Source organism: Enterococcus sp. DIV1314a (assembly GCF_051713805.1).
GTDB lineage: Bacteria > Bacillota > Bacilli > Lactobacillales > Enterococcaceae > Enterococcus_I > Enterococcus_I aquimarinus.
This window is the reverse complement of the sequence record NZ_JBIOQP010000001.1, coordinates 721044-736893: the sequence shown is the minus strand read 5'-3', so window position 1 is coordinate 736893 and position 15850 is coordinate 721044. Positions and strand designations below refer to the sequence as shown.

Sequence of the window (15850 nt, the reverse complement as noted above, 5' to 3'; positions counted from 1 at the left end):
TTCGGTGGACAATCTTCTACCATCACTTTATAGATGATTACTTTAAGAGTGTTATGATGTTGGAAGGCAACTTCCGAGTCTAGCTCGTCGCTGGCCCCTTGGTTTTTAATCAAGGGGTAAGCACTCATCATAAAGTGTTTTTTTTATCCTCGAATATCTGTCTTGACAGGTAATGGATGATGAAAAAAACAGAAAATTCCATGAAAAGGTTCCCAGTAATTGAAAAAAGTAACATTATTTGGTAGTGTTAGTTTAGAAATCAACGAGTAGGAGAGCTAGAATGAAACCAATTATAGAGTTAGAGAATCTAACATTTCGATATCAAAAAAATGACGAACGTCCAGCTTTAGAGGATGTCTCTTTAAAAGTCTATCCCGGTGAATGGATTGCGATCATCGGCCATAATGGTTCTGGAAAATCAACATTAGCCAAAACAATTAATGGCTTGCTTGCACCAGAAAGTGGGAAAGTTCAAGTTGGCGAGTACCAATTAACGGAAGAACATTTATGGTCGATCCGTCGTATGGTGGGGATGGTCTTTCAAAATCCCGATAACCAATTTGTAGGCGCAACTGTGGAAGATGATGTGGCGTTTGGATTAGAAAACCAAGGGATTCCTAGAGAAGAAATGGTCATTCGGGTTCAAGAAGCTCTCAAACAAGTACGAATGAATGAATTTGCTACCAGAGAACCTGCAAGACTATCTGGCGGGCAAAAGCAACGAGTCGCGATCGCAGGAGTTGTCGCATTACGACCAGATATTATTATTTTAGATGAAGCGACTAGTATGCTCGATCCAGAAGGACGTGCAGAAGTCATCGCAACAATCAAAAAAATTAAAGAAGAAAATAATTTAACCGTTCTATCCATTACCCATGATATTGATGAAGCAGCAAATGCGAATCGTATTCTAGTCATGCGTCAAGGAAAATTGATTGATGAAGGCACTCCTGAAAAAATCTTTTCAGCAGGCCCTAAATTAATCGAACTTGGGTTAGATTTACCTTTTCCAGAACGACTAAAATATTCACTACAAAAACGCGGGATTCAAGTCCCTGAAGAATACTTAACTGAAGAAGGGATGGTGGAGTGGTTATGGACATCCGGTTTGAACAAGTAGGTTTTACGTATCAACCAAACTCTCCTTTTGAGCAACGCGTCCTTTTTGACATTGATTTAGCCATTAAAGAAGGTTCTTATACGGCTCTTGTGGGACATACAGGAAGTGGCAAGTCGACCTTACTCCAACATCTGAATGCCTTGTTAAAACCAACATCAGGGACCGTCACGATTGGCGACCGTGTCATTACTGCTGAAACAAACAATAAAAATCTCAAGCCAATCCGTCAAAAAGTTGGAATCGTCTTTCAGTTTCCAGAAGCCCAACTATTTGAAGAAACAGTCGAACGAGATATCGCGTTTGGGCCAAAAAACTTTGGCGTTCCAGAAGAAGAGGCGAATCGCTTAGCGGCAAAAACATTAGAAATGGTTGGGTTAGATGAAAGCTATCTGCAACGTTCACCATTTGATTTATCGGGTGGACAAATGCGTCGCGTGGCAATTGCAGGTGTTTTAGCCATGGAGCCTGAAGTCTTAGTTCTAGACGAACCAACTGCAGGACTCGATCCACAAGGTCGAAAAGAAATGATGGAAATGTTTGCCCGTTTACATCACGAAAATAAGATTACCATTGTCTTAGTTACCCACTTAATGGATGACGTGGCTGATTTTTCTGATTACGTATACGTTTTGGAAAAAGGAACATTGGTGAAACAAGGAACACCAAGAGAAGTTTTCCAAGAAGTCGAATGGCTACAGGCGAAGCAACTAGGGGTGCCAACTGCAACGGCGTTTGCCCAAAAGTTGGTGACACGTGGAATCCATTTTGATTCTTTACCACTGACGTCAAAAGAATTAGCTGAAATGCTAATTGCAAAGGGAGGGCTGCCTTATGATGAATAAATTAATACTAGGCCGCTACCTACCTGGTGATTCTCTCATTCATCGTTTAGATCCGCGTGCAAAATTGATTGCTAGTTTCTATTTCATAGGGATTATCTTTTTAGCCAATAACTTTGTCAGTTATGCGATGCTTGGAATATTCACTTTATGTTGTCTATTATTATCGAAAATAGACTTTGGGTTTTTCTTAAGAGGAGTACGACCTTTAATTTGGTTAATCTTGTTTACGGTAGCATTGCAGATTTTCTTCACAGGCGGTGGCGAAGTCTACTGGAAATGGGGCGTTTTTCAACTGACTGAATTTGGGATTCAAAACGGAATCTTTATCTTTTGTCGCTTTGTTTTAATTATCTTCATGTCAACTCTTTTAACGCTAACGACACCACCCCTAGCGTTATCCGATGCGATTGAATATTTATTACGTCCGTTAAAACCATTAAAAGTTCCTGTTCACGAAATTTCGTTGATGTTATCAATTGCCTTACGTTTTGTGCCAACTTTGATGGATGAAACCGAGAAAATTATGAACGCGCAGCGAGCTCGCGGCGTCGATTTTGGCGAAGGAAACTTAGTCCAGAAAATGAAGGCAGTCATTCCATTACTAATTCCGCTTTTTGTCAGCAGTTTTAACCGTGCCGATGATCTAGCAACTGCAATGGAAGCACGCGGCTACCAAGGCGGCGACGGACGAACAAAATACCGCGTCCTACATTGGAGCACAAAAGACACCATCGTTATTGTGACATTTGCAGTCCTAACAGCAGTGTTAATGTATATCAGAAATTAAGGTGATTTTTGAATCGCTTTATCCTGAGCAATTGGAGAGAATGGGCAGAGTCGGCACTTTCGACGGCGACCATTATTGAAATTGCCGAAGGATAGATACGAAAATCCCGTTCAACTAAGGTGATTTTTTGTCCGGTATGCTCCGAGATACCGCCTCAAGCTGATATTGTCCGAGGACAGTGAACGAATGAGAATAAAAAAGTAAGAATCATAATCAAAAGGCTGTGACTTCGGTCATGGTCTTTTTTTGAGGAAAGAAGGGTAATCAATAAAATGATACGTTATAAAGCAATTATTTCCTATGATGGAACGAATTTTAGCGGGTTTCAACGGCAGTCAAAGGGACGGACAGTTCAAAGCGAATTAGAAGTAACATTAAGTAAGATGGCCAGTCAACCAATTGAAGTCCATGCGTCAGGCAGAACGGATGCGGGTGTACATGCGATTGGACAAGTGATTCATTTTGATTTTCCATATGAACGTCCGCTTGAACGGATGCGTTATGGACTTGATACGCAAACGCCAGATGATATCGCGTGTCGTAGTGTGGAGATTGTCGCGGATGATTTTCATGCGCGTTACTTAGCAACAGGTAAGACATATGAATTTCACGTTGATATCGGTAAGCCACGTAGTCCATTCCGTCGTTACTATGCCAGTTATTTCCCGTATCCTATCGATGTGGAAAAAATCCAACAAGCCTTACCGGATTTACTAGGGACACATGATTTCACCTCATTTTGTGCATCTGGCAGCTCGGTTGAAGATCACGTTCGAACGATTGATGAGGCAAGCCTGACGGTTAGTCCAGATGGTGATGAGTTGATTTTTACTTTTAGTGGCAATGGTTTCTTATATAAAATGATTCGGATTCTTGTCGGTACGCTATTAAAAATCGGCAATGACCGTATGCCAGTCGATGCGATTCCAGGGATTATTGCGGGTAAAGATCGTAATTTAGCGGGGCCGACTGCGCATCCTGAAGGACTTTATTTAAAAGAAGTACGATATTAAGGTGAATTGGTGAGCGTTTAGATACGAGTAATAAGCAAAACTTACAAAAAAATCGTTTTTTGATTTTTATTGAAAGTCAGCTTATTACCGAGTATCAGCTCGCCAATTCCCGTTCAATCAGGTGAATTGGTGAGCGCTTTGATATGAGTAATAAAAAAGTATTTCATTTATATGCCAAAAAAAGAGCTGGAAATTTACAAATTCCAACTCTTTTTTGCATAGTCGTACATTTCGTCCATTTCGGTACGACGATCGATGATTAATTGATTAATTTGTTCTTTAGGCATGTCAGCTGGATTTTTCTCACTGTCATAATTTAAGGATTGATCAAGAATGACGGAATAAGTGACACCATCAGGACCTAAAATTTGAAGTCCGATTTCAGGTGTAGCGCCGATTGATGGCCAAATAATAAAGGATAAATCATCGTTTTTATTTGTAATCGCTAAATTCCCAGTGAATGTTGGATAGCTAGGCATCACTACACTCAAATCATAATTATCCGTCATCAAAAAGTACTCGCCACTCTCATGCATGGGCACAGTTTTGGTATAAGGACGATAATTTAAGAAATAATTTCCAGCCCATGCAAGATGAAAGAGGAGAATCACTCCGAACAACAGACTTAGTAAAATTTTTGTTCTTTTCTTCATAATTGAATCACTCGCTTTGCACGTTTTTTGATTTCCTCATCGTGGGTGACGACAATCACCATTCGATATTTTTTTATTCACGCTTAACGAACTCCGAGCGATGACTTAAACGTCCTTCTGACATTTCCAAGAAGGTATCGGATAATACGGATAAATCGTCGTGGTTATGTGAAGCGATGATTATGATTCGATTGGGGGCTTTTAATTCGAGTACGAGTTTTCGAAAGCGTTCAATCGAGGCAAAATCGAGTGCGTTAGTTGGTTCGTCCATTAAGATGATTTCAGGTTTTTCAAAAATGGTTTGAGCGATAGCGAGTTTTTGATTCATTCCTAAGGAGAAGTCTTTCACTTTTGTTAGATCATCGGCTTTTAATCCAATAGCATTTAAAGCCCAATCAATATCGGCATCGGTTGCTGTCTTTTTAATATCGCGTAAAATTTGAAGATTGAGTTTCGCGTTAAAGGCTTCTTGTAGTTTAATATTTTCAATCATGAGACCGAGGCTTTCGGGGAAATCGATGTCTTTGGTAATAATCTTATCATTAATTTCAACGCTTCCAGAAGTAGGATAAATCAAACCAGATATTGCACGAAGGAGCATGCTTTTACCACTGCCATTTTCACCATAAAGACCATAAATCTTTCCGGGAGTCAGCTCAAGGTTGATATCGTCTAAAATGGTTTTGTTGCGAATTTTTTTGGTGTAGTGTTTGAATGTAATTGTCATAATAGAATCTCCTGTTTTTTTATAAAGTGGCTAGTCAATAAGATTAAGAGTGAATCCACGACTAGGGTGATACCAATTGCTAGATAAACATTACCGGTTAAACGAATCGTGTGGATATAGCTCATCCACTGTGTATCAAAAGAATTTAGGAGGATAAACAGAATAACCATGAGCAAGAGAGAAATCGTTGCACTCATTTTTATTTCGATAAATGTCTGTAAAATAATAAAACCGTAAATCGCTAAAGTCTGTAAGATAAAGAAAGGAAGGACCTTAATTGAAAAATGACGGAAATACAGCGATGCAATTCCCAACATGAGTGCATTCATGCTAATAATACTTCGAAAATTATCCCATAAACAAATTAGGTACTGCTTTTGACGATTCTTTTGACGAATCAAAAAGACGACGCGTTTAAAGTAAAAGTTATCACGTGCTTGATCAAAAACAAGCAAATAAAAAATCATTTGAAAAAATAACGTATAAAGCAGTGATAATGGATTCGCAAGGATAAGCGGGAGTCCTTGAATCGTTTGATCAAAGACGGGCTCTCCGTAATGCGTGATATTTAAGATAAATAGGTAAATCAAACCTACGTTATAGTAATAAAGACGGTTACTTTTCTTTGGCATTTAAGATAAAGTCCTTTCTTAGGAAGAGTAGGCGTTTCATAACTTCTAAGACTAGAATCAAGACGATTAGATACAAACTTTGAGTGACGAGGATTGAGAGCATCTCTGAAGTAACGGCAAAATCGTAATAATAAACCGCTTCGTGGAAAATATTAATACCCAATGCGCCGAGTGCATTCGCAGGTTCCCAGTACGTAAGATGCAAGGTAATCGGTGCAAAGTAATTGAATATTCCTAAAAGAGATGAAGCGATTATCGCCTTACCGAATGATAAAAAGAGTCCGTAAAAAGTTTGGAAAATTTGCGCAAGGGTTAAATAAAATAAAAAAACAATCAATAGCTGTGCACTAAAATAAAAAAGCATTCGTTGTGGGAAAGCCAATGCTTCTGGTAAAAATAACGTAGTGAAAAGTATTATGATAATAACCATTACAGAGGATAAAATTAGACTCATATTAATTGCTGCACGTGTGGTATCCCATAATATCTTTTTCTTTGAGCTGCGATAAAGCCAACTGTCTTTTAATGGACGCATTTTAATATAGAGAGCAGTGGAAAAGATAATAGAAAAGAAAATACCATGCATCCGTGCTTCAACGGCTCCTCCAAGTAATAAGTACAATGTAGTGGAACCGAGGAATTGGTCTTTTTGGTCTGCAAATTCAGAAAATGGGTTAAAGGCTGTGAGAGCAATGGAATTCCATAAATTGTAAATAAGAATCACCGCAATTAATCCAATCAGTAAAAGAGCAAAACGTGTTTGTCTTCGGTTATAAGTAGTCATTTGTTGCGTACCTCCGGATTAAAAGATAAATGATTAAAATTGTTGGAATCGTAAAAATGAGTAAAGCAACAATTGCATAGCTTAAACCATACTCTGTAAAGGGTTGGATGGCCATTGATAAGTCATAGGGAATGAACCACCAAATCAACCAATAAATCATCGCAAAAGAATAAACAACTTTTCGATTTGGAAAGACAAGTGCTAGCAATCCAATCAAAAGACTCATCAGGAAAAAAATAATACAAGCAAAAAGGACATAAATCATATAAGTAATATTCGTGTGGGCGTAAATCCAAGTCCCTACTTTTTCCCAAGAAGTGAAAACTTCTAGCATTTCTGCATAACGCTGATCAAATACCGCTGATGGTTTAGGAATTAATAATAAAACGATTAACGAATTTACAAGAAAACCCAAAGCAAAAAAAGAAGTTAACAGACTCGCATTCGTGATGCATTTTGTTAGAAGCCCTTTTTTCTTAGGGGTTCGAATTTGCTCAACTAAAAAAGCATTCGAAGTGCGCTCTTTAATGAAACGTTCAGCGAATAGTAAGAAGGCATAAAGTGGGAAAACCCAAAATAACAAAATCGCTGCGACATGCCCACGGCTATTGGAAGCCAATATCATTTTTTGGGCAATAAAAGATAAGCCTAAAGTACTTTTAGAAGATAAAAAAATATCAGCCAATGTGATAATGCAAATAAATAATAAAAGAAGCCAAGGGTAGAGCAAGTGTCGATTTTTCTTTAATTCAATTGTAAACATATAAGTACCTACCTTTAAATAAGAGTAAAGCTGCTAAAATATAGGAGCTTTAGAAAATAAAATAAATATATTGTTAAAAACGAATAATAATATCCAACTCAGGAACGGAATCACATGGGAGAATCATTTTTTATGTTATAACGATAAACAGAATAACCTTCCATAGGGTCACCGCCTTGTACAGAAAAAATGGGTGATAGAAATAATGAAAAGGAATCGCCAAGTTGATAAGAAGGATAATAGGGATCGCTATCATCGGAAACAATATCCGCAGTGACTTGTAAGCGAATTGATTCACCAGGCTTTAATGTACCTTCTATTTGACTTAGAACTAAGTTATTAAAATCTTTTACTTCTTCATAAAATGCAAAGGTTTGATCTTTTGAAAGATCAATGGTTTCGTCTGAAATATTTTTAACAGAAAAAACAATAGGCGTATAAAGTTTATTAATTGAAAACTCTTCATCATAAGCATCATAAGAAGTTTTGATTTCTTCCAGTATAAGCTCGAAAGGTCCTATTGTTATTACTTGTCCAGGTTCCGCGCCCACTTCATTTATTTGATATTTGGAATTATCTTGATTCATTTGATAGATTTTTACACCGCTAAATATTCCAAGTCCAATAAAGAAGAGATTAATGAAAAAGAAGAAATATTTTTTATCCTTCATTGTTCGAGCACTCCTTCATACAAACGGTATTGGATGTCAGAAACATCATCAAGAAAATCCCTATCATGGCTGGTAACAATAATTGTCTTCCCTTCTATTTCCCCCTTTTTAATAATATCTGTAATTATATGAATCCCTTTTTCATCTAATGCGTTAGTAGGTTCATCCAGTAGTAGTAGTGTTTGATTTTCCATGATGGCTTGAGCAATTCCCAGGCGTTGTTTCATTCCTAGTGAGTATCGTTTAAATTTATCATTTTGGGCTGCAACTAAATCAACAGTTTCTAGAACAGCTTGAATTTCTTTTTCACCGATTAAATGTTGAATGGCTGCTAAAAATTGTAAATTTTCTTTTCCTGAAAATTCACCGATGAATTGTGGTGTTTCAATTAAAACACCAGTATGATGGGGATGTTCGATGTCTTTGCCAATGACTTGATCCCCGACTTTGATTTCTCCATTGTTATAGGGCATTAAACCTGCAATACACTTGAGTAAAACACTTTTTCCAGAACCGTTGACTCCAGTGATTCCAGTAACCTGACCTTTAGGAATGGTTAAAGAAATATTTGATAAAATTGTACGCCCGGATAATTTTTTTGTTAAATTCGTAATGATAATCTCCATCAGTATGTTCCTTTCTTTGTTATGATTTTTCGAAAAATAGTTAAATTACCAAATAAAGTGAGATAAGCGCTAATGATGAGTGATACTTCTAACCAACTGTTTTGTTCACTTGAAATCCATTGATTCAACATTGTGATACCAACAAATGTTCCTTTACCAGTAAAGAGAAGGATTAATAGTCCCATAGTAATGACCAAAAAACTAACAGCTCCGGAAAAGAACATAGACAAATATTCATAGCAAAGTCCGGTTAAATAAAGATGGCTGAAAAATAGCATCATGTATAAGAGAAGATTTTGTGGAGTTCCAAAGATATTTTTAATCAACCATGTTTGTTCGAACAACATTGGAATAAAGATGAATACCATAAAGAAAAGCATTGTCCAAATGAGTAAGGAAAGATCTTTGCTTTTTTGAAAACAATGATTACTAATTCGCATACGAATAAATTGCCCATAGAGACGCCAGTCGTCTGAACGAACCGAGGATAACAATACAAGATAGCTTAGTAGAAAACAAAACCAGATTAAAGGAAAAGAGTAGAAATCTCCTTGGAAGATAGCGTCAAATCCTTCTCGACTGATACCTTGAAAAAAATATAATAAATACCAACGTAGGGGTGATATATCTGATTGCTGAAAGTAAAAGTAAAGCATTAAACCAAACAGAACAGAAAAGAAAAGTAGAAATCCTCTCCATTCTTTTATTCGAATGCGTAAGTCCCTATCAATTAACGCGATTCCAATAGTAGAAATAACAGTGCGCAACCATATAGCTAAAAAAATTATTAAATATGATAACGTGTAAAAGCTAAAGTAATCAAGCGTAATGTAGGTTGGTTTGAGTCCAATCATTTTAAAGATCCATTCATCAAACAAATAAAAATCGATGATGAATAGTATGATTAGTGTGAATTGCAGGATGGTTGTGTGCCAAGATTTTTTTAGATGTAGTAAAACATAACTAAATATAAAATAAAATATCCATTGATTTATCAAAATTTGAAAAAGTGTTTCAAGCGATGTATTTTTCCAATTATTTTGATAAATTGCAAACAGCAGTCCTACTAAATAAAAGACAATAAAAAAAGTAGAGCTAGTAAATAAAGCATAAAAAAAACGGGATTCATCTTTTATTCGTTTTTTCATGCGAATTTGAGTAAAATAGCCATAGTGGTATTCAGTAATAGCATAATGATAGATTAAATAGATAGGATAGATGAATACTGCAAAAATGAATGAGTCTTCTAAAAAAGAAAAATAAGTATAATGATTGATTATTAGATAAAAATAAAAACAAATAGCGGAATACGGTAATAATAAAAGAAGTTTCTTCTCATGACGAAGTAAGACTAAAAATTGCTGACTCATGATATTTGACCTCTTTTTTTTACGTAGTACATGAAAAGAAAGAGAGCTAATAATCCGAAACTAGCTATTAGGGCTAATATTGGGAAGAAATAAACATTATTACTACCAGAAGATACAACGAGAAAACCAAGTGGAGAGAGCGAATAATCACCCGGAATTAAAAATAAAACTAAAGGAATCAACAAAGATAAAGCAAACAGATAAATTGTTTTTTTGATAAATAGTCCGAGTAGTAAAATCAAGTTACTAATTAATATGGCGATAATACCTGTTAATAAAACATATACAATAATATTTAGAAAGGGATGTTCGAGGAACAAGTTTTTAGCGATTGTGCCATTTTCTCTTGGATAGGCACGCATATAATCGGCAAATCGATACGGTTTTAATGCAGGATAGCGCAGTGCATTAAAAAAAATATTGAATAGTAATGGAATCGTTGCTAAGCCAAATGCTAATAAACTGTTCACACTTAAAAGTGAGAGGAGATACTTTTTTCTATTCTTTCGAATGATTTGTATGTAGTCGTATTGACTGTGACCTTCACGATTTAAATAAAAACCCATAGGTAAAGCTGTTAGCGGGAAAACAGAAAATAAGTAGAGAAAGGGAAAGAAAGAGTTCCCATCATTCGATAAAATCCAAGCATAGTACAAACTCGTTGGATAAGCGTTAGGATTGATTAACTGTTCCGACCAAATATTACTGAAAAATTGACCGAGACTAATTAACATTAAAATCAAAAAAGAAAAGAGGAATATTTTTTCTTTTAGTACTTGTTTTATACGAAAAATAATCATGAGAGAAACCTCCAAATATTTAAAATCTATACAAATAATAGAAGAAGAGTAAGTGTTATTTAGTATTTAAGGTAAGACGATTACTCCACTTTCATAGGTATAGTCAGGTGACCATTTACCTTTAAATGTTAGTTTGGATGCTGTTGAACGCTCACCTCTAAAGCGTACAGGAACTCGCTCGCCAAAATTTTCAACAGCATAATTATAAACTTCATAACGCTTTCCTTTTTCAACGGTGCCTCCACTACCAGTATTAACATATTTATCCCCATTAAAAACTTGGGGTTTTATCTTAAAACTACTGCGGCTAGAATCAGATGTAGAGGTTACACTGATATACATCGATGATTTAGTATCTTTTGGATAAGCTGCTGTATAAGTCATTGCTAAAGGACCAGAGAACGAAAAAGTATAGCTTTTATCAATGGTATCTGCTAAGGCAGTTCCGATTCCCATTAAAAGGATACTAGCCAATGTTGCGATAAGTAAAACGTTTGATTTTTTTCTTTTCTTAATCATATTTTATCCCCATTTTTTCTCCTCTTCTATATGAATAGACTATATATCAAAAAAATAATAAAAATACCCCTATTACCTGAACGGTCGAAAATGACACCTAAACGGTAAAAGTTAAGAGGGTTTTTATTATTCAAGAAGCGAATATGATATAATAAAAACAATAATATCATTTAAGGAAGAAGTTGTAGCTGTGATTTATGCCATTGATCTTTTGAATATGATTGATACGTTTGTGGCGTTTACCATACTCGATTGTTTATCATTGAGAAATAAGAAGGTAAGTATGGGTGCGATTATTTTATTATTTATTGTCATTAATTTGCAGCTGAAACTAGTTATCCCCGTCGTTTCAGAACTTTTTTTTGTGGTACTCTTAGTTTCCTTGTCTTATATGAATCGACGAGAACAACCGATAGGGATTACTTTATTTCATTTTGCTATCGCTTTTGGTGTTTTTAAATTAAACAACTTCTTATTTTATCCAAGAGAAGTCTTAATTTTTTTAGGATTAAAAGCGAGTGAATGGCAAATAATGTTGTATGCGTTGTTCACAATCGGGATAGGCGTTGCTACAAGTCTCCTCGTTCGAAAATATATTACTCAACAAATGAATCAGTTGTGGAAACAACGAATGGGGTATCTGTTATTTGCAGCACTATTAATCAATCAATTTGTCATTCTTGTTCAATATTTAACAAATATCCCGATAGAATCTGAAAGGTATATCTTAATAGAGATGACGATCTCTTTTTCTATCTTGTTGATGGGCATCTTTACCTTAAGTGTTCTAATTTTTTCAAGTAATCAAAAATTAGCTTTTGAGACAAAAGAAAAGGAAATCAAACAACGGGCGATGCAATTATATATTCATGACATCAGTAAGCAAAATCAGGTTAGTCGTCAATTTAAACATGATTATATCAATATTTTATCTTCATTAGAATGCTACATTGAAGCGGGTGATATGGCTGATTTGAAGGTATATTATGAAGAAACAATTCAATCAACCGATCAATTACTTGATATCGACAATACTCGATTAGCAGATTTACAAAGAATGGACCACTTAGGACTGCGTAGTTTATTGATAATAAAACTTTTATTAGCCCAAGAAAAAGGTGTACAAGTCCATTTAGAAATCGAAGCGATGAGTTGGCAAGTTAAGGTCGATGAGATTGCTTTGATTCGTGTCGTCGGGATTTTATTAGACAATGCAATTGAAGAGTTAGAATTGCTCGGACAAGGAAGATTAGATATCGCGTTTTTTTCTAAGGGAAATGAAATCCAATTGATGATTCGTAATACAGTGCGAACAATCATTGAGCCACTTTATCAATTAAAAGAACCGGGATTTTCAACGAAAGGTGACGGCCGAGGGTTGGGACTTTCGACAGTCGAAACATTAGTCAATCAATCATCGATTCTCTTTCTTGAAACAACGATTGACTCCAATTATTTCTTGCAAAATTTAACGATTGTAGGGGGAAGCGATGCTTGAAATTTTTATTTGTGAAGACAATCTAGCGCAAAGAGCCCATCTTGAACAGTTGATTCAACAAGCAATTGTCTTGAACGATTGGGAGATGATGTTGCGTTTGAGTACAGAGAGTCCATTAGAAATATTGGCTTATCTGGAAAAACACCCGCAAACGCAAGGAATTTATTTTTTAGATGTCGATTTAAATACCAAAATGAATGGGATTCAATTAGGTGCGGAAATTCGTAATCGTAATCCACATGGGAAAATTATTTTTATTACGGCCCACAATGAGTTATTGCCATTGACGTTTCAATATAAAGTGGAAGCAATGGATTATATTGCGAAAGATAATCGAGAAGAAACCAAGCTGCGAGTGACGGAAGCTTTGCGACAAGCCAATCAGCATCATCTGTTGGTAGCGGAGTCTGTAGATGAACGAATCCGTTTTGAAATAGGCAATCGAATTCGTTGGGTTGAATTGTCTGAAGTAATGTTCATTGAGACAGTTCCCGGAAATTCTCACAAACTAATCTTACATTTGAGAAATGGGTCAGTCGGTTTTCTGGGGAATTTAAAAGAAATCGAACAACTTTCGCCTGCTTTTTACCGGGTTCATAAATCTTTTATTGCAAATAAACAGAATGTTGCTGAGATTGATCAAAAGAATCGCGAATTGATTTTTAATAATGGAGAAAGGTGTCTCGTTGCTAGAAAACAATTGAAACAACTAATTTGACCGTTCAGGGGTGAAATTCAACCGTTTAGGGATAAATTCGTTTCGATGGAATCTTTTGTTGTATGATGAGATAAAAATATAAGAGGTGTCGTTCATGCAAAAGATTCATTTTAGCAGCGTTAGTATTATCGATTGGATTAGGTAGCGCACAAGTTGGCTACACAACAGAATATGTACATAAAGAGGAGTTACAGACTCGAGCTAGCCCGATGAGCGCTTTATTTGAAAATTAACCTCCTAAAACATACAAAGGAATGACGTTAATTAAAGTTGAGAAAATTTCTGGAGGTTATAGAGGATGGTACGTGTAATCCTCTATATTGTTACGGCGCTATTAATTATTTTAACGATTTTTGGTCCGCAAGAAGATCGTTACTAGTTAGTGTTTTTGATGGGTATTTTAAAGAGGCACTGACTTCAGGAATCATTGCGATTGAACGGCCAAATAATGAAGTCACGTCGTTATTTTATCAGGTCAATCAAGATCCGGTTGAAAAAGCGACAAATGGTCATTTAGTGACTTATAAAGTGGAACAAAAAATTTGGCTTAACTTTGCTTCTGATTATGGTGAAGTGTAATTAAAAATAAAAATTCGTACATCAAAAATTATTTAAGATTTTCGATGCACGAATTTTTTATTTAGTTTTTTTTAAGATCTTTTTGTTTCTGCCATTTTCACAAAAAGTTTGCAACTCATCGGCATAGCTGGTATCACCAGTAAATCGGAACGTTTTAATCACTTGAAAACGGTACTTTATCTCTTGTTTGAACAAGTTATTTACGAAACATTTGCTCTATTTCTAAAAAATTATTTGCTAAATCATCATAACCGAGAGAATGTAACCAATTATAAGTGAGCGTAGTATCAAAAAGCTGGTGATTATTTTTTAAATCTGTAAAAAATCTCCAGAAAATTCTTCCTAATATATAATCAGAATCCATTGTGCTTTCAAATAAATCTGATAAATATTGGTCTAATAACGATAATTTATTTCGTTCAAAGCATAAAATAATGGAATTTAATAAAAAACGAATTTTAAGATGTTTGAATTTATCAATGTGAGAGAATTGATTCATTTTACGTAAGACGAAGCTATACTGTTGTTCAATAAATTCGTCGTTAAATAGATATAAACTATTTGCATACAATGCAAATTCAAAAAAACCCCACGTTTCGATTTTTGCTAGATATTCTTTAATAATTTGACTTTCTTTGGTTAGATCAATCGCCTTTTTATTGACTTTATGTTGAAGGATTTTTCCTAAGCAATAAAGATACAGATAGTAAAAATCATTCGATTGCAGATACTCATCATGGAGATTTTGTAAATAAGAATCACCCGTTTGTAGGTTGAGTACTTTGTCTATAAAATTTTTTCTTGCTTCATCTTTTTTAGATAGGAGATTTTCATGTTTATAAAATTGATATTCTTCGAGAGAGACATTCATTCGATTGAGTAAATTAATTAGCATTTCAGTCCTCATATCGAGATCTTCGCTTTCAATCCTAGCTAAAGTGCTACGAGAATATTGCATGCCAACTAGTTTTTCCTGTGTAATATTTCTTTCTTTTCGTAATTTTCTAATTAATTTACCATCTTTTATCATATAAGACTCCTTTTTGTCCAATTATCGAACAAATTGAAAGAAAAATGTTTCGAATCGATATAATTGGGTTGCGTTAGATTTTTTAAGAAAATATGGAAAGAGATGAGTTAGATGGATTCTTATTTAGCTATTTGGTTTCCTATTAACCCAAGAGGTTAATTTCGGAATATTATTTTCTTGTTTTTATTTTAAAATATAAAAAGATTGTAAGCAAGTAGAATATGAAATCAACATTTATTAGTATGGATAAGGAAGAGGCCTGTTTATAAAATAAAGAAACAAACAAAGAAAAAATTATTATTAGGTGCGTTTGCTGCCACCGTCATTGCAGCGGGATCGGCGGAAATCGTTGGTGCTAGACAGATAGGTGAATGAATTAATTTTAGAGTAACGAGTAATGGAAACGCAACATCAACATTAAAAAAAAGGAATAGTACAAATACAATTTTGAATTTAATGGATACTGTCGGAGGAAAAAGAGTGGATGTAACAAATTATAACTCAAATACCGGAAAAAGTGTGGGGTCAGCACAAGTTTGGACAGCGACTAGAGGCTCGTTTTATGATGATTCAGCAGCTGGTGGATCGTATTATTTAAAGCTATTTAACAAAAAATTATTCCAAGATAACTTCACCATTTACGGTTCATGGAGCCCGGACTCAAATTAAAAAAAACTACTAGAAGGTGCGTGCAGTCGACCATCCTTCTAGTTTTTCA

Annotated in this window: 19 protein-coding genes; 8 read left to right on the top strand and 11 right to left on the bottom strand. The window is 35.2% G+C overall.

Annotated elements, in window-relative coordinates; all coding sequences use genetic code 11:
* Positions 1-280 precede the first annotated feature (280 nt).
* From IGI68_RS03510 to truA, 4 genes are all read left to right on the top strand, one after another.
* A complete protein-coding gene (locus IGI68_RS03510) occupies positions 281-1120 on the top strand; it encodes an energy-coupling factor ABC transporter ATP-binding protein (RefSeq protein WP_071874008.1) in 840 nt (279 codons plus the stop codon).
* A complete protein-coding gene (locus IGI68_RS03505; protein WP_071874007.1) occupies positions 1096-1962 on the top strand; it encodes an energy-coupling factor ABC transporter ATP-binding protein in 867 nt (288 codons plus the stop codon). The genes IGI68_RS03510 and IGI68_RS03505 overlap by 25 nt, the downstream gene beginning before the upstream one ends.
* Positions 1952-2749, top strand: a complete 798-nt coding sequence (locus IGI68_RS03500) for an energy-coupling factor transporter transmembrane component T family protein (RefSeq protein WP_071874006.1) — start codon at positions 1952-1954, stop codon at positions 2747-2749. The genes IGI68_RS03505 and IGI68_RS03500 overlap by 11 nt, the downstream gene beginning before the upstream one ends.
* 272 nt (positions 2750-3021) lie before the next feature.
* Entirely contained in the window at positions 3022-3762 is a 741-nt protein-coding gene (gene truA / locus IGI68_RS03495; RefSeq protein WP_438730578.1) for a tRNA pseudouridine(38-40) synthase TruA, read from the top strand.
* A gap of 194 nt (positions 3763-3956) precedes the next feature.
* Here truA and IGI68_RS03490 read toward each other — a convergent pair whose 3' ends face one another.
* The 10 genes from IGI68_RS03490 to IGI68_RS03445 form a co-directional block, all read right to left on the bottom strand.
* Positions 3957-4415, bottom strand: a complete 459-nt coding sequence (locus IGI68_RS03490) for a hypothetical protein (RefSeq protein WP_438730575.1) — start codon at positions 4413-4415, stop codon at positions 3957-3959.
* 73 nt (positions 4416-4488) lie between these two features.
* Entirely contained in the window at positions 4489-5142 is a 654-nt protein-coding gene (locus IGI68_RS03485; RefSeq protein ID WP_438730572.1) for an ATP-binding cassette domain-containing protein, read from the bottom strand.
* Positions 5139-5774 carry a hypothetical protein gene (locus IGI68_RS03480; protein ID WP_438730569.1) on the bottom strand — a complete coding sequence of 212 codons (636 nt, stop codon included), beginning with the start codon at positions 5772-5774 and terminating at the stop codon, positions 5139-5141. The genes IGI68_RS03485 and IGI68_RS03480 overlap by 4 nt, the downstream gene beginning before the upstream one ends.
* Positions 5758-6558: a hypothetical protein gene (locus tag IGI68_RS03475; protein WP_438730566.1), complete on the bottom strand. Its 801-nt coding sequence runs from the start codon at positions 6556-6558 to the stop codon at positions 5758-5760. Before IGI68_RS03475 ends, IGI68_RS03480 begins: the two co-directional genes overlap by 17 nt.
* Positions 6545-7321, bottom strand: a complete 777-nt coding sequence (locus tag IGI68_RS03470) for a hypothetical protein (RefSeq protein ID WP_438730563.1) — start codon at positions 7319-7321, stop codon at positions 6545-6547. Before IGI68_RS03470 ends, IGI68_RS03475 begins: the two co-directional genes overlap by 14 nt.
* Positions 7322-7431: 110 nt before the next feature.
* Entirely contained in the window at positions 7432-7992 is a 561-nt protein-coding gene (locus IGI68_RS03465; protein WP_438730560.1) for a hypothetical protein, read from the bottom strand.
* Positions 7989-8618: an ATP-binding cassette domain-containing protein gene (locus IGI68_RS03460; RefSeq protein WP_438730557.1), complete on the bottom strand. Its 630-nt coding sequence runs from the start codon at positions 8616-8618 to the stop codon at positions 7989-7991. Before IGI68_RS03460 ends, IGI68_RS03465 begins: the two co-directional genes overlap by 4 nt.
* Complete coding sequence (locus IGI68_RS03455) at positions 8618-9988, bottom strand: hypothetical protein (RefSeq protein ID WP_438730554.1); 1371 nt, start codon at positions 9986-9988, stop codon at positions 8618-8620. The genes IGI68_RS03460 and IGI68_RS03455 overlap by 1 nt, the downstream gene beginning before the upstream one ends.
* Entirely contained in the window at positions 9985-10788 is an 804-nt protein-coding gene (locus IGI68_RS03450) for a hypothetical protein (RefSeq protein ID WP_438730551.1), read from the bottom strand. Before IGI68_RS03450 ends, IGI68_RS03455 begins: the two co-directional genes overlap by 4 nt.
* A 66-nt stretch (positions 10789-10854) precedes the next feature.
* Positions 10855-11307, bottom strand: a complete 453-nt coding sequence (locus IGI68_RS03445) for a hypothetical protein (RefSeq protein ID WP_438730548.1) — start codon at positions 11305-11307, stop codon at positions 10855-10857.
* A gap of 190 nt (positions 11308-11497) precedes the next feature.
* On the opposite strand from IGI68_RS03445, the gene IGI68_RS03440 reads away from it, so the two are divergent.
* The 3 genes from IGI68_RS03440 (at position 11498) to IGI68_RS03430 (ending at position 14102) form a co-directional block, all read left to right on the top strand.
* A complete protein-coding gene (locus IGI68_RS03440) occupies positions 11498-12805 on the top strand; it encodes a sensor histidine kinase (protein ID WP_438730545.1) in 1308 nt (435 codons plus the stop codon).
* Entirely contained in the window at positions 12798-13523 is a 726-nt protein-coding gene (locus tag IGI68_RS03435) for a LytR/AlgR family response regulator transcription factor (protein WP_438730542.1), read from the top strand. The genes IGI68_RS03440 and IGI68_RS03435 overlap by 8 nt, the downstream gene beginning before the upstream one ends.
* Before the next feature lie 270 nt (positions 13524-13793).
* Positions 13794-14102 carry a hypothetical protein gene (locus IGI68_RS03430; protein WP_438730539.1) on the top strand — a complete coding sequence of 103 codons (309 nt, stop codon included), beginning with the start codon at positions 13794-13796 and terminating at the stop codon, positions 14100-14102.
* Positions 14103-14298: 196 nt separating this feature from the next.
* Here the strand turns inward: IGI68_RS03430 and IGI68_RS03425 are convergent, their stop codons facing one another.
* Positions 14299-15132, bottom strand: a complete 834-nt coding sequence (locus tag IGI68_RS03425; protein ID WP_438730536.1) for a helix-turn-helix domain-containing protein — start codon at positions 15130-15132, stop codon at positions 14299-14301.
* Positions 15133-15612: 480 nt separating this feature from the next.
* Here IGI68_RS03425 and IGI68_RS03420 point away from each other — a divergent pair, with 480 nt between their 5' ends.
* Entirely contained in the window at positions 15613-15801 is a 189-nt protein-coding gene (locus IGI68_RS03420; protein ID WP_438730533.1) for a hypothetical protein, read from the top strand.
* The last annotated feature ends 49 nt before the right edge of the window (positions 15802-15850 follow it).

Excerpts from the sequence above, each read along its gene's own strand:
- IGI68_RS03510 (WP_071874008.1), top strand. The coding sequence starts at position 281 with ATGAAACCAATTATAGAGTTAGAGAATCTAACATTTCGATATCAAAAA.
- IGI68_RS03505 (WP_071874007.1), top strand. The coding sequence starts at position 1,096 with ATGGACATCCGGTTTGAACAAGTAGGTTTTACGTATCAACCAAACTCT.
- IGI68_RS03500 (WP_071874006.1), top strand. The coding sequence starts at position 1,952 with ATGATGAATAAATTAATACTAGGCCGCTACCTACCTGGTGATTCTCTC.
- truA (WP_438730578.1), top strand. The coding sequence starts at position 3,022 with ATGATACGTTATAAAGCAATTATTTCCTATGATGGAACGAATTTTAGC.
- IGI68_RS03490 (WP_438730575.1), bottom strand. The coding sequence starts at position 4,415 with ATGAAGAAAAGAACAAAAATTTTACTAAGTCTGTTGTTCGGAGTGATT.
- IGI68_RS03485 (WP_438730572.1), bottom strand. The coding sequence starts at position 5,142 with ATGACAATTACATTCAAACACTACACCAAAAAAATTCGCAACAAAACC.
- IGI68_RS03480 (WP_438730569.1), bottom strand. The coding sequence starts at position 5,774 with ATGCCAAAGAAAAGTAACCGTCTTTATTACTATAACGTAGGTTTGATT.
- IGI68_RS03475 (WP_438730566.1), bottom strand. The coding sequence starts at position 6,558 with ATGACTACTTATAACCGAAGACAAACACGTTTTGCTCTTTTACTGATT.
- IGI68_RS03470 (WP_438730563.1), bottom strand. The coding sequence starts at position 7,321 with ATGTTTACAATTGAATTAAAGAAAAATCGACACTTGCTCTACCCTTGG.
- IGI68_RS03465 (WP_438730560.1), bottom strand. The coding sequence starts at position 7,992 with ATGAAGGATAAAAAATATTTCTTCTTTTTCATTAATCTCTTCTTTATT.
- IGI68_RS03460 (WP_438730557.1), bottom strand. The coding sequence starts at position 8,618 with ATGGAGATTATCATTACGAATTTAACAAAAAAATTATCCGGGCGTACA.
- IGI68_RS03455 (WP_438730554.1), bottom strand. The coding sequence starts at position 9,988 with ATGAGTCAGCAATTTTTAGTCTTACTTCGTCATGAGAAGAAACTTCTT.
- IGI68_RS03450 (WP_438730551.1), bottom strand. The coding sequence starts at position 10,788 with ATGATTATTTTTCGTATAAAACAAGTACTAAAAGAAAAAATATTCCTC.
- IGI68_RS03445 (WP_438730548.1), bottom strand. The coding sequence starts at position 11,307 with ATGATTAAGAAAAGAAAAAAATCAAACGTTTTACTTATCGCAACATTG.
- IGI68_RS03435 (WP_438730542.1), top strand. The coding sequence starts at position 12,798 with ATGCTTGAAATTTTTATTTGTGAAGACAATCTAGCGCAAAGAGCCCAT.
- IGI68_RS03425 (WP_438730536.1), bottom strand. The coding sequence starts at position 15,132 with ATGATAAAAGATGGTAAATTAATTAGAAAATTACGAAAAGAAAGAAAT.